Consider the following 13381-nt stretch of genomic DNA (forward strand, 5'->3'; position numbering starts at 1 on the left):
AGCTAAGCCGGCACACAAACTTTGAAAATGTTGCTTCTACTGAGCCCCATTTCCTTGTAACCGCTAAAAGCGATTACTTGTAAAATGGTGCCTCGAGGCGGAATCGAACCACCGACACGGGGATTTTCAATCCCCTGCTCTACCGACTGAGCTATCGAGGCAACGAGCGCTATTAAATAGGACTCGCGTGATCTTGTCAAAATAAATTATTGCCAAAAGAGTTCGTTTGCTGCTTTTTTAGCTTGTTTGAGTGCATCTCAATCAGAGTGGTGTTCTGTTGACCAGTATTTTGGATCTGTGAACCTAGACGCATTATTCAATTTGGTGCGGAATTGAACCCATTCACTTCATCAATCCTTCCATACTCTCCTTTGTTTTCGGATTTCTTCAGCCAAACTTTTAGGCAATAACCACATTTTTTGTCTCAATATAAAATCAGTTGACTAAAAATCTATCAATTTTCCCACTATTGCTACACTTACAGGTACATAAATCTAAATGGTGAGAGCCAAAAAAGCACCGGAAGGAATGCTGACATGGGATTCGCATTAGGGGAGCAATTAGATATCACGCAGGTCATGGACATTAAAGAGCGCCTGCAAGCCGAGTTGGAGCAGTCAGACAGTTTGCTTATTGATGGCAGCGCTGTCTCTCGTGTTGATGCTCCGGGATTACAACTTTTACTTACCGCACGAAATCTTTGCCAAGAAAAAAACATCAACTGGCAGTGGGAGGGCGCTTCGAGCGAATTAGTGGGTGCTGCAAGAACGTTGGGTTTAGTTGAGCCATTGGGTTTAAACGGTTTTGCTTTATAGCTTTTCACGTAAGTTAATTAGGGTGACAGCATGCGAAAAATACTAGCTGCGGACGATTCAGTTTCAATTCGTCAAATGGTAAGCCACACACTGAAAGAAGCGGGTTATCAAGTGGAAACCGCCAATGATGGTGCTGAAGCGCTATCAAAAGCGAAGTCGGGCGATTACGACGTGATCATTTCTGACGTCAACATGCCAAACATGGACGGGTTGGAGTTTGTTCGCCAAGTCCGCGCCGTTCCTCAATACAAATTCACCCCTATTCTCATGCTTACCACGGAGACCTCCGCGGAGAAGAAAAGCATGGGTAAATCTGCCGGGGCAACTGGTTGGATTGTTAAGCCGTTTAATCCAGATACGCTTTTAAAGACGCTGCAACGCGTGATCTAAGTGTGTTCCACCTAGGAGAGAACTATGGCTTTGGACATGGACCAACTGCGCCGGATTTTCTACGAGGAGTGCCGTGAAAACCTCGAAGTCCTAGAGCGTGAACTGTTAGCACTAGACCCTGATGGTGACGTTGATCTCGATATCATCAACACTATCTTTCGTGCTGCGCACTCAATAAAGGGCGGTGGTGCGACGTTCAACCTCAATGAAATCAGCCAGTTTACCCATGTCATGGAAACCTTGCTTGACGAAGCCCGCGAGGGTAAACGTCGGCTTGATGCCGATACCATTGATTTACTCCTCAAAGGTGGCGACTGCATTAACAGTATGTTGGTCGCCTATGAAACAGACACTGATTTCGACCACGAACTGCGTGATGATTTAACCAAGCAACTTAATCAATTGCTTGGTGGCGATAGCCCAGATGAAGCGCAACCTAGCGCAACGAGCGACGAAGCAACGCCTACTGAAGGTGATGGCGATTGGGTTATTCGTTTTATCCCCAACAAAGACATGTTCTTTTCAGGAAACGATCCCGTTCGGATCCTAAGAGAGCTTTTTGACCTTGGCGTGCATTGTACCGTCGAATGCATCGCAGATGACCTTCCCTCCTTTAGCGAACTCGAACCTGAGATGTGTTATCTCAAATGGCACATCGTGGTTGATGGGGAGCTTGAGAAACACCTGATCGAAGAAATTTTTGAATGGGTTGAAGACGAATGCTCATTAGAGATTTCAAAACCTGATACGAATACCTCTGGGAGTGGTCAGGCAGAAAACAGTGATGTTAGCGGGAATGAGGCGCCGAAAGCCGCGTCAGAACCTGCGGCTGAATCCGCTGCCGCGCCAGTGCCGCCCAAACCTAAAACACCTGCCAAGCCTGCTGCAAAAGCAGATGCGGTATCTTCTATCCGTGTTGAAATCGACAAAGTAGACAACTTGATCAACTTGGTGGGGGAGCTAGTGATCACCCAGTCCATGCTCACTGAGTTGGGACAAAACTTCTCCGAAAGCAAACTTGAGCGTCTCCAAGCCGGTCTCGACCAGTTGCTTCAAAACACCAAAGAATTGCAGGAAAGCGTGTTGAACATTCGCATGCTGCCTATCAGCTTTGCCTTCAATCGCTTTCCTCGCCTTATTCGCGACCTCTCATCACAGCTGGGTAAAACGGTTGAATTAGTCATTGAAGGGGAGCAAACCGAACTCGATAAGACAGTGCTCGAACGTATTACCGACCCATTGGTTCACCTTGTCAGAAATGCGGTCGATCATGGTTTAGAAGGGCCAGAAGCACGGCTGAGCAACGGCAAGTCTGAAACGGGTCGCGTGTCTCTTAATGCGTATCATCAAGGCGGCTCCATTGTTATTGAAGTGCGTGATGACGGCGCAGGCTTGAATAAAGAACGCGTGTGGAAGAAGGCCATTGAAAAAGGCTTACTGCATCATGACATGGCGTTGGATGATCTGTCCGATCACCAAGTTTATAACCTGATCTTCGCGCCAGGCTTTTCGACCGCAGAACAAGTGTCTGACGTGTCGGGGCGCGGCGTGGGTATGGATGTGGTGAAGCGAAACATCGAAGATCTAGGTGGACACATTGAGGTCGATTCTGAGCCGAATGTAGGCAGTATCTTCCGCATCAGTCTTCCTCTGACGTTAGCCATTTTGGATGGCCAACTCATCAAATTGGCGGATCAGGTTTTTGTGGTTCCACTTATTTCGATCATTGAATCGATCCAAATTGAATCTGACCGCGTGAAAGTCGCGACAGGGGGCGTTGAACTCTATCGTCTGCGCGAAGAGAACATTCCGATCCTTCGTCTAAAAGAAGAATTTGAACTGGGCGAAACGGGTGCGCTTGATAAGCAGTTGTTGTGTCTTGTTGAAGCGGGTGGGAATCGCGTGGGATTGCTGCTTGATGAAATGCTCGGGCAGCAGCAAGTGGTGATCAAAAGCCTCGAATCTAACTATACCCGCGTAAATGGCATCTCGGGTGCCACCATCCTCGGTGATGGTTCTGTCTCCCTCATTTTGGATGTGCAAGGTTTGATGTCGGGGTTCTTGAGCCGTGTTGGCGACAACAAAAGCCACATTGCAGCGGCATAGGTGATGACAATGAGTGAACAAATAGCAGCGCCTCAAGAGACAGCAGAAGGTACAGACAGATTAAAAGGCTCGGATTTCTTGAGCTTTGACCTCGCTCATGAACTTTATGGCGTGGACATCAAAGCGGTGGAGGAGATACGAGTGTGGGAGTCTCCCACCATTATTCCGCGTGCGCCCAAATTCATTCTCGGCGTCATCAATTTGCGTGGAATGATTGTGCCCATTATGGATTTAAGGGTGAGATTTAACATTGGGGTTGTTGAGTATTTACCGACGACCGTGGTGCTGATTTTGAGAGCCGGAGAAGCGGCGGGAAACCGCATGATGGGGATCGTTGTTGATGCCGTGTCGGACGTGATCGACATGGGTGACAACAGTTTGATTCCACCGATTGGTAATTCGCAAGTCATGCCTTTTGTGAGTGGCCTGCTGAATGTGGATGCCCAAGTCATGAGCCTGCTTGATGTCGACGCCTTGCTCGATATTGAAGGGTTGGTGCATTAGGAGGGGCTATGGCTGAAGAAGTAAAAGAATTCCTGAGTTTTCTGATTGATGACGAAGAATATGGTGTGAACATCCTCGACGTGAAAGAGGTTCGAGGTTGGTCCGATGTTAGGAAACTGCCTAACAGTGAAAGCTATCTACTGGGTGTGCTTGAGCTTCGTGGTGAATACATTCCCATTGTCGATTTAAGGCAGCGATTCAACATGGAACCCGCCACATTGGGCAATACCACGGTGGTTGTGATTGTCCGTAATGAAGAAGGGCAATCGTTAGGGATCATTGTTGATGCGGTGGCTGAAGTTTATCAACTTTCGGCAGAACAAATTAAGGCCGCGCCTGGTTACGTGAAAATTGATGAACGGTTTATTGAAGGCATCGCCTCGGTTAATGGGAAGCATGTGGTCTTGATTCAATTGGACACACTTTTTGATTTTGATGAGTTGCATGAAGTTGCGCAGCCAGAGCTGGTTAGCGAGGGTTAAGGATTATGTCTTGGTGGAATAGAGAAAAGGCCGTTGAGAAACAGCAACGTCGCGAAGAGCGTGCGTTGAAGGCGCATATTGTCTCAGCGTTGGACACGGCTCAAACCGCGCTTATGATGGTAGATCGCGATTTTAAAGTGTTCTACGTCAACAAAAAATCTGTTGAGTTGCTCAGGCAACACGAAGCACTCTTTCGCAAACAATGGCCAAGCTTCCGTGCAGAAAAAGACTGGATCGAAGGGACATGCATTGACCTTTTCCATAAGAATCCCGAGCACCAGCGAAAAATGTTGTCGAACCCCAACAACCTGCCTCATGTGGCTAACATTGAAATCGAGGATGTCACTTTGCGCCTTGTCGTGGGGGCTGTTATCGATGCAAATGGCGAGTATGTGGGTAACACCTTAGAGTGGGACGACATCACCGAAGACATCAAGAAAGATAACGAACGCTCTCGCCTTCAAGCCGCAGTTGATCAGTCATTGACCGCGATCGTGTTGATTGACCGAGATTTCAGCATTACCTATGTGAATGAACAGACCCTAGCGCTGTTCGATAAGCACCAACCGTCATTTAGAGAGGTTTGGCCGGGCTTCACGGCGACCCGAGAATGGTTGATAGGGCGCTGTATCGACGAGTTTCATAAAAATCCGGCTCACCAACGACAGCTTTTGGCGAACCCGGCCAACTTACCTTATAAAACAGATATCAGCGTCAGTGAGCTTACCATTGAGCTCAATGTAGCAGCCATCACCGATGCCAAAGGCAATTACATTGGTAACAGCCTCGAATGGCGAGACGTCACAGAGCTTCGACAAAATGAGCTGAAAGTAGGCCGCCTTGTGTCTGCCGTTGAAGGGATGACAACGAACATCATGATGGCAGATACGGATGGCAACATTCTTTTCTTAAATCCTGCCGTTAAGCGTCTTCTTCAAAAACGCGAGGAACAGCTACGCCGAACGTTCCCTGGTTTTTCGGTTGAAAGCTTGGTTGGCAGAAACATCGATATCTTCCATAAAAACCCCGCCCATCAACGCTCCATTATTTCGAACCCTGATCGACTGCCGTTTACGGCGAAAATTAAAGTGGAAGAATTGGAGTTCGAACTGACGTGTATTGCGATGTTCGACCCAGGTGGAAACTATATCGGTCCTGCATTGCAATGGGTTGATATTACCGAGCAGATGATGGGGCAACGAGAGGTCCAAGGGCTGATCAATGATGCGTCTCAAGGCCTACTTAACTCTCGAATGGATACGTCGAAGTATTCTGGGTTCATGGCGAACCTCAGTGAAAGCATCAATGGCTTACTTGATAACATGGTGGGGCCACTGAATAACTGCCGTGAAGTCATGACGGAAGTGTCGAATGGTAACCTTAAGGTAAGCATGCCAGAAGACTATAAAGGTGAATTTTCTGAGCTTAGTGCCGCGGTGAATACCTCTATTATTAACCTTCGCGACATGGTTGAGAAAATCACTGCATCATCAGTACGAGTTGCTACGGCATCGGGTGAGATTGCGGATGGGAACAGTGATCTTAGTGAGCGTACTGAAGAGCAAGCTGCCAGCTTAGAGCAAACCGCCGCGAGCATGGAAGAAATGACGTCGACGGTGAAACAAAATGCGGAGAGTGCGAATTCCGCAAATCGTCTTTCTCAAGATGCGAGCTCGAAGGCCCAGAAAGGCGGTGGCGTGGTGAAACAAGCCGTTTCTGCCATGGGAGAAATCAATAAGGCAAGTAAACGGATTGCAGACATCATCAGTGTGATCGATGAAATTGCCTTCCAAACAAACCTGTTGGCGCTGAATGCGGCAGTTGAAGCGGCTCGCGCAGGCGAGCAAGGCCGAGGCTTTGCCGTGGTGGCTGGTGAAGTAAGAAACCTTGCACAGCGCAGTGCAGGCGCCGCGAAAGAAATTAAAGATCTCATCAAAGACAGTGTGGAGAAAGTCTCGGAAGGCTCGCGTTTGGTGGATGAATCAGGCGATGTGTTAAACGAGATTGTGGACGCTGTCGGCGAGGTAACTCTGCTCATTAGCAAAATCAATTCTGCGAGCCAAGAGCAAGCAACTGGCATTGATGAAATATCAAAAGCCGTTGTTAAAATGGACGAAATGACACAGCAAAATGCGGCCTTAGTCGAAGAGGCGTCTGCCGCGAGTCAGTCCCTTCGTGATGAAGGCAGCGAATTGATGAATCTGATTGGATTCTTCCAAGTGGACAGTGCGCGTACTGGCTTAAATGCTGTGACGGCAGAGCCCATTAAAAGTTTTCGTCAACCTACCCCCCCACCCCCTAAGGTGACGTCATCTGCTGCGAAGAAAGTAGCAAATGGCACCACAGCAGCGGTACCGCCGAGTGTGTCATCTGAAGATGACTGGGAGGAGTTCTGACGGTGGATGCTATTCAAGCGCTTTGTCAAATTGAAGAGCAGCGTGAATTTGAGTTTACCGCAGATGACTTTGTCCACATTCAGGAATTCATGCTCAGAGAGACGGGTATATCGCTCTCTGAGCGCAAAACGTCGATGGTTTATGGACGCCTTGCTCGTCGGCTTCGCCGAACGGGTATAGACAACTTTTGTGAGTATTTTGATTTAGTCCGCAGTGATTTAGACGAACGTGTGGCGTTTATTAATGCACTCACGACGAACAAAACACAGTTCTTCAGAGAGAAGCATCATTTTGATTTTCTGTCCAATGTGTTGGTGCCGGAATGGCAGCACAAAAATAAACATCGAATTCGAATATGGTCTGCAGGGTGTTCAACGGGCGAGGAACCCTACACCATTGCGTCGTCTTTAGCGGCGCATGGTTTACTCACCGCACCATATGATAGTCGTATTCTTGCCACCGACCTCGATACGCAGGTATTGGATGTTGGCCGAAATGGCACCTATGGCATTGAGGCCTGCAAGGTGATTCCGGACAAAGAACTCAAGAACGGTTTTATTCGAGGGAGAGGCTCGAAGCAAGAGCTGCTAAAAGCAAAACCCTTGTTACAAAAACACATCGCGTTCAAGCAGTTAAATTTGATGGCGACGTGGCCCCACAAAGGGCCACTCGATGCGATTTTCTGTCGCAACGTCATGATTTATTTTGAAAGGGAGATGCAGCAAGAGCTCATCTATCGGTTTTGGGAAAAACTCGGTAGTGGCGGCATTCTTTTTATCGGTCATTCGGAAAGCATCGGCGAAATGGGTAGCCGGTTCGATAATCTCGGTCAAACCATGTTTCGCAAGCCTTAGGGCGGGAAACGTCGTTTAAGGACAGTATCCGCTATATGCATAAAGTGTTGGAGCTTACGGGGTGCCCAATAGGGGCAGGGGTAAAGCGTTTTTACCACCCCGGTAAGCAAATGATGATGGTGAAAATTCAGCCCGGAGAAGTGTACGTGACTTCTGAGCGGGAACTGATCTCGACAGGGCTAGGATCGTGCATCTCAGCGTGTGTCTGGGATCCGTTCATTGCGTTGGGCGGAATGAACCACTTCATGCTGCCTTTTGGGGATGCCGAAGAGATAGAAGATTGGGATCCCACCCAGTGGCGCTCCAATGCTGCGCGCTATGGCAACTATGCCATGGAGTTGTTGATTAACACCTTAATTCAGCAGGGCGCGGTAAAAAGTCGACTGCGTGTGAAGTTGTTTGGTGGCGGATTGGTGATGGGTAAGCAAGCCAATATTGGCGAAAAAAATATCGCCTTTATCCGCAATTATGTCGAAAGCGAAGGGCTGACGTTAGTTGGCGAAGATTTGGGGAGTGAGTATCCGCGCAAAGTGGTATTTGATCCGATAACGGGGAAAGCGTGGGTGAAGAAACTGCGTGGTTATCGTGCCGAAATGGAAGCGGAAGAGAATAACTACAACCGTCGTCTGGTCAATGAAGCAAAACGAGATGATGAAGACAACGCGGAATTATTCTAATGAAAAAGCGAGCACACAAGGTTCTTATTGTTGATGACTCTGCGGTTTTTAGAGCATTGCTTAGTGAAATCATAGATGCAGATCCACAGTTAGACGTTGTGGGCTTGGCGGTAGACCCGTACGAAGCGAGAGAAAAAATAAAGAAGTTGAAACCCGATGTCATTACGCTGGACATCGAAATGCCAAAAATGGATGGTGTTCAATTTCTCCGTAATTTAATGCGCCTTCATCCGATGCCTGTCGTGATGATTTCTACGCTGACACAACATGGTGCAGAAGCAACCCTCGCGGCATTGGAAATTGGTGCGGTGGATTATTTCCCCAAGCCAACGGATAACGTGGCAGCGGAGTTAAACACTTACCGTCAATTGGTGGTTGAGAAGGTCAAAATGGCCGCCACTGCCAATATTGCGGGTGCGGTGCATAAGCCATCGGGCGAGATAAGTGTGTCTGGCCGACAGCTTAACAATGACATCGACATTATTGGCATTGGTGCTTCAACGGGTGGCACAGAAGCCATCCGCAATGTGTTGGAAGCCCTGCCCGAATTGATGCCTCCGATTGTCATCACTCAACATATCAAAGCGGTGTTCAGTAAATCGTTTTCTGAGCGCCTTAATCGTGCTTCAAAACTGACCGTTGAAGAGCTCGCGACAGGGAAAGCACCGTTGATAAACGGGCGTGTATATGTCGCGCCAGGCGATGTGCATCTGAAGATCATTAAAAAAGGCGGTCGGTATTACTGCACACGCTGCGACAGTGAACCTGTTCAGCGCCATAAACCTTCGGTGGACGTGATGTTTTCGTCCATTGCCCAAGCGGCGGGCAAGCGTGCTATGTCGGTCTTGCTCACAGGAATGGGGCGAGATGGCGCACAAGGCATGCTAGAGATGCGTCAACAAGGTGCAATCACTGTCGCACAAGATGAACACAGTTCAGTTGTATGGGGAATGCCAAGAGCAGCGGTTGAGCTGGAAGCTGCCCAGCATGTTCTACCTTTGGACAAAATCGCAACGTACTTGGTAGGTAAAGTTTATGGATAACAAACACCTAAGAACCCTCATTGCGCTCTTAGCCATCGCCGCTGCATGTGCTCCACTGTTGAATTCGCTAAACGTGGCGAATCTTGCATCTTCAATGATCGTCTTGTCAGGGGTTACGTTGTTGTGGTGGCAGTCATCAACAGCATCAAAGACCAATATTGGCGAAGAAGAGGCCGCGTTTAACCACACCGATGTGTCGTACGAGTCCACGCAAATACTCAAGAAAATCCACAACATTTTAACGATTGAATTGGTGCCTATTCGGGAGCAACTTGACCGCCAACAAGAAGTCATTAATGACTCCGTGCATAACCTGAACGCCAGTTTTTTTGGGATGGAAAAAGCCGTGAGTTCTCAAGCGACCCTGTCGCAACATATGGTGAAGGATTTGCTCAACAATGATGAGAGCGAATACAGCCTGAAAAAAGTGTTGCCCGAGACGGAGCTGGCCATTGATACCTACATCGACATTCTCGTTCAGGTGTCAGAAAAGAGCATCACTGCCATTCACCGCATTCATGACATGTCAGAAAAGCTTGATGCGGTGTTTAATCTTCTCGATCAAGTGCAGGCAATGTCCGATCAAACTAACTTGCTTGCGTTGAACGCAGCGATTGAAGCCGCGAGAGCGGGGGATCTTGGACGTGGTTTTGGTGTTGTCGCATCAGAGGTGCGTGATCTAGCGAACCGTGCGACTGAACTGAACAGTCAAATTCATCGCGATATCAACCTGGCACAAGACACGGTGAAACAAACGAATTCGATCGTGGGCGAAATTGCCACGTTGGACATGACGGCGGCCATTGAATCGAAAACACACATAGAAGACCTCTTGAAAGGTGTTCAACAGGTCAATCAGCAAGTAACGATGGAAATTGGGAAAGTGACGGCGTTGGGAGAGTCTGTACGTGGCGAAGTGTCCAAGAGCATTCAAGGGCTGCAATTTGCGGACATTGTGTCTCAGCAAGGTCAGCATGTTCTCAATAACCTGCACATTCTTGAAGGGTTGAATGCGCTCATCCTTGAAAAACTGAATGAAGGTGGCGTGGATTGGGCTGCACTGCATCAAGCCATCGATGCGATTGAAGAAATGGCGGGTTCATCCGAGCGAGCCCCGGCTAAACAAGTGTCTGCTGAGGAAGGCGACATCGAACTGTTTTAGGAGACGGTATGGCCATCAGTTGTGAAGAAAGAAAAGAAGGGAACAGTGTCGTTATTCATGTAAATGGGCAATTCGATTTTAGTGTGGTGCAAGAGTTTCGCACGGCCTATCAGGATTGTCAGGGTAAAGACATTGTGGTCGATTTCCGTGGTACGGAATACATCGACAGCGCCGGATTAGGCATGCTGCTTAACATGCAGACGTTTCTCGAACAAAAAGACGGAGATATTCGTCTTATCAACACCATGCCTCAAATCAAGCGCGTGTTAGTGATTGCTCGCTTCGAGAAGAAATTCAAAATCGAATAAGGCGAAACAAAAAGATAAAGCTTATCAGTGCTCGTCAAACCGTATTGATGACGTTGGTTTGAGCGCGCCACTCAATGAGTGATACCAAGCATGACCGGGTTGCTCTAACGAATATCAAAGCGGTTGTTTAGCATGGGAGAAGCTGAGTGAAAGCGTTGATTGTTGAAGACGAGGTCTCGATCCAGTGTTTTCTTGAGCATGTTCTCAAGGATGAATTTGAAGAACTGCTCATTGCTGACCACGGTCAGATGGCGTTAGACATGTTGGCAGGCATGGATGAATTGCCCGCGTTGGTGATCATGGACGTGATGATGCCAGTCATGAATGGTTTTGAAGCAGCCACCCAGATAAGAAAACGTTATAAAAATACGTACATGCCCGTGCTGTTTTTGACGGGCATTTCCGATAACGATGCGTTCAATCGCTGCATGACGCTTGGGGATGACTTTCTCACCAAGCCTATTAGTCGCACCACCATTGTTGCGAAAATTCGCGCCCACTGCCGCAACATTCGGTTGTATAAAGAAGTCTCTGTTCAGCGCGATAAACTCAAGCATTTCCAAGCGCACACCATTTACGAACACACCATGGCGGAAACCATCTTCAGTAACCTGATGCAAGGCTGCTATCAGGAAGCCGAAGGGGTGAATTTCTACACCAGTTCCTACACCAACTTTAATGGTGATGTGGTACTGGTGACGCCGCGTCCTCAAGGTGGTGTGTATGCCTTGCTCGCTGATGCCACAGGGCACGGGCTTCCTGCTGCAATCTCTTCTATTCCTGCTACAAAAGCCTTTTTTGCCATGGCGAATAATGGCCTTGCACTGGGCGATATCGTGAAAGAAATGAACGCCACGCTGAAAAAATTTCTTCCTCCCGGCATGTTGGTGGCCGCTAACTTGTTTGAAGTCATGCCTAATGGCGTGGATGTGAATTGGTGGGGAGGTGGCATGCCTGATGGGTATATCATCGATAAAAACGGGGAAGTGAAGCAGCGGCTTGCATCATCCCACATGGCACTCGGCGCGATGGATTCTGATGAATTTGAAGCGAACCTTATCGCCTTGAAATTGAATCATGGCGATAAATTGTTTTTCTTCACTGATGGCGTGACGGAAGCAAGAAATGCGTTCGGGCAAGAGTTAGGTGAGGAAGGTTTAGAAGCCATATTCACCGAGCCACATGCGAGTATCATCGAAAGCACACAACGACGTGTTTCTGAGTTCACCAGCGGTGGTGGTGTCGGTGACGATATGTCGATGCTGGAACTGACCGCGCCGATTAAAAGCCGCATTGAAATTCAACCGGGTGACCCTGAGTATTATCACCGTCGTTCCCCCGCGCAATTGACCGTGTATTTTGGCTCCAGCGAATTGCAGAAAGTAAATTTGGTTGGGGAAGTGCGCAGAATGTTGAAAGGCACATTGGGTAGCAACATAGATCTCGACTTGATGTGCACGGTTCTGTCAGAGCTGTCGAACAATGCTCTCGAACATGGTTTGTTAGGCTTGGAGTCAGACGTGAAAACCGATGATGAAGGGTTTCTTGATTATTACCTTGAACGTCAGCGTCGTCTTGAAGCACTTGGCGGCCATGCTTACATGGAAATCGGTATTTCTTTCAACCCATCCAAACGAACCTTGTCTTTCTATGTCACGCACAATGGTGAAGGGTTTGAATCTGAAGGGGCAGGGAGCAGCTTGGATGAAACTGCCGCCATGTGTGGGCGAGGTATCGCTTTGGTATCAGAGCTCTGTGATACGTTCGACTATATCGATGGCGGTCATACCGCCAAAGGCGTTTACTTGCTGGCTGCAGGGTTGCCGAATGACTGGTAGCCATCAATGCCTGACATTGAAACGTCTACAGCCCGCGCGATAATGCAAAAAGGCCCAATCAAATGATTGGGCTTTTTATAGGCGAAAAAAAACCAGTCCGAAGACTGGTTTTCTTAAAGTGGCTCCCCTGCGTGACTTGACGGGGACGCCTAGTCGGGCCCGCCTAGGGTTGCGACAATCAGTGCAGCGCACTGAAAAAAAGACGAAAAAAAACCCAGTCCGAAGACTAGGTTTCTTAAAGTGGCTCCCCCTGCAAGACTTGAACTTGCGACATACGGATTAACAGTCCGCCGTTCTACCAACTGAACTAAGGGGGAATTGCTTGGAAACTTACTTAGCTAACGCTAAATGAATCACCATTCTTGCAATATGGTGCCTCGAGGCGGAATCGAACCACCGACACGGGGATTTTCAATCCCCTGCTCTACCGACTGAGCTATCGAGGCTTTGATTAAAGAGTTCTCTAAACTCAATATCAAAATAATGGTGCCGGCTACCGGAGTCGAACTGGTGACCTACTGATTACAAGTCAGTTGCTCTACCAACTGAGCTAAGCCGGCACACAAACCGTGGAAACGTTGCGTACAAACACCATCTCACTAAATATGGTGCCTCGAGGCGGAATCGAACCACCGACACGGGGATTTTCAATCCCCTGCTCTACCGACTGAGCTATCGAGGCAACGGGGTGCATTAAACGGATTTTCAGGGTTTTCGTCAACACCTTTTTTTAAAAAAAACGTGAAATAATGCTGTTTGATGTCTTTTTCATCGTTTTGATTTAAAAACGCACTGAGTTTCTGGTT

The 13381-nt window shown here is 48.2% G+C and carries 12 protein-coding genes and 5 tRNA genes; 12 read left to right on the plus strand and 5 right to left on the minus strand.

Annotated elements, in window-relative coordinates:
• Positions 1–85: 85 nt before the first annotated feature.
• A tRNA-Phe gene (locus tag BCT27_RS19155) sits at positions 86–161 on the minus strand.
• A 375-nt stretch (positions 162–536) separates the two neighbouring features.
• Here BCT27_RS19155 and BCT27_RS19160 point away from each other — a divergent pair.
• From BCT27_RS19160 to BCT27_RS19215, 12 genes are all read left to right on the plus strand, one after another.
• On the plus strand, positions 537–815 hold the full coding sequence (locus tag BCT27_RS19160) for an STAS domain-containing protein (protein WP_102318214.1): 279 nt from the start codon (positions 537–539) through the stop codon (positions 813–815).
• Positions 816–845: 30 nt separating this feature from the next.
• Positions 846–1205 (plus strand): response regulator, encoded by a 360-nt coding sequence (locus BCT27_RS19165; protein WP_017010799.1) that lies wholly within the window; start codon positions 846–848, stop codon positions 1203–1205.
• A 24-nt stretch (positions 1206–1229) separates the two neighbouring features.
• Positions 1230–3311 carry a chemotaxis protein CheA gene (locus BCT27_RS19170; protein WP_102396503.1) on the plus strand — a complete coding sequence of 694 codons (2082 nt, stop codon included), beginning with the start codon at positions 1230–1232 and terminating at the stop codon, positions 3309–3311.
• Positions 3312–3320: 9 nt separating this feature from the next.
• The gene (locus BCT27_RS19175) at positions 3321–3815 is read left to right on the plus strand and encodes a chemotaxis protein CheW (RefSeq protein ID WP_102396504.1); all 495 of its coding nucleotides are present in this window, start codon (positions 3321–3323) and stop codon (positions 3813–3815) included.
• A gap of 8 nt (positions 3816–3823) precedes the next feature.
• Positions 3824–4297: a chemotaxis protein CheW gene (locus tag BCT27_RS19180; protein ID WP_102318211.1), complete on the plus strand. Its 474-nt coding sequence runs from the start codon at positions 3824–3826 to the stop codon at positions 4295–4297.
• A 5-nt stretch (positions 4298–4302) separates the two neighbouring features.
• Entirely contained in the window at positions 4303–6693 is a 2391-nt protein-coding gene (gene aer2, locus BCT27_RS19185) for an aerotaxis transducer Aer2 (RefSeq protein WP_102396505.1), read from the plus strand.
• Positions 6694–6695: 2 nt separating this feature from the next.
• The gene (locus BCT27_RS19190; RefSeq protein ID WP_102396506.1) at positions 6696–7547 is read left to right on the plus strand and encodes a CheR family methyltransferase; all 852 of its coding nucleotides are present in this window, start codon (positions 6696–6698) and stop codon (positions 7545–7547) included.
• 35 nt (positions 7548–7582) lie between these two features.
• The gene (locus BCT27_RS19195; RefSeq protein WP_017010793.1) at positions 7583–8224 is read left to right on the plus strand and encodes a hypothetical protein; all 642 of its coding nucleotides are present in this window, start codon (positions 7583–7585) and stop codon (positions 8222–8224) included.
• Positions 8224–9267, plus strand: a complete 1044-nt coding sequence (locus BCT27_RS19200) for a protein-glutamate methylesterase/protein-glutamine glutaminase (protein WP_102318208.1) — start codon at positions 8224–8226, stop codon at positions 9265–9267. The genes BCT27_RS19195 and BCT27_RS19200 overlap by 1 nt, the downstream gene beginning before the upstream one ends.
• Positions 9260–10429 carry a methyl-accepting chemotaxis protein gene (locus BCT27_RS26005; RefSeq protein WP_102396507.1) on the plus strand — a complete coding sequence of 390 codons (1170 nt, stop codon included), beginning with the start codon at positions 9260–9262 and terminating at the stop codon, positions 10427–10429. The genes BCT27_RS19200 and BCT27_RS26005 overlap by 8 nt, the downstream gene beginning before the upstream one ends.
• An 8-nt stretch (positions 10430–10437) precedes the next feature.
• Complete coding sequence (locus BCT27_RS19210) at positions 10438–10737, plus strand: STAS domain-containing protein (RefSeq protein WP_017010790.1); 300 nt, start codon at positions 10438–10440, stop codon at positions 10735–10737.
• 146 nt (positions 10738–10883) lie between these two features.
• Complete coding sequence (locus BCT27_RS19215; RefSeq protein ID WP_102396508.1) at positions 10884–12575, plus strand: ATP-binding SpoIIE family protein phosphatase; 1692 nt, start codon at positions 10884–10886, stop codon at positions 12573–12575.
• Between the two features lie 241 nt (positions 12576–12816).
• On the opposite strand, the gene BCT27_RS19220 is transcribed toward BCT27_RS19215, so the two are convergent.
• The 4 genes from BCT27_RS19220 to BCT27_RS19235 all read right to left on the minus strand — a co-directional run bounded on the left by BCT27_RS19220 (position 12817) and on the right by BCT27_RS19235 (position 13257).
• A tRNA-Asn gene (locus BCT27_RS19220) sits at positions 12817–12892 on the minus strand.
• 53 nt (positions 12893–12945) lie between these two features.
• A tRNA-Phe gene (locus BCT27_RS19225) sits at positions 12946–13021 on the minus strand.
• Positions 13022–13059: 38 nt separating this feature from the next.
• Positions 13060–13135, minus strand: a tRNA-Thr gene (locus BCT27_RS19230).
• A gap of 46 nt (positions 13136–13181) precedes the next feature.
• Positions 13182–13257, minus strand: a tRNA-Phe gene (locus BCT27_RS19235).
• Positions 13258–13381: the final 124 nt, after the last annotated feature.

This window comes from Enterovibrio norvegicus (genome assembly GCF_002876705.1).
GTDB lineage: Bacteria > Pseudomonadota > Gammaproteobacteria > Enterobacterales > Vibrionaceae > Enterovibrio > Enterovibrio norvegicus_B.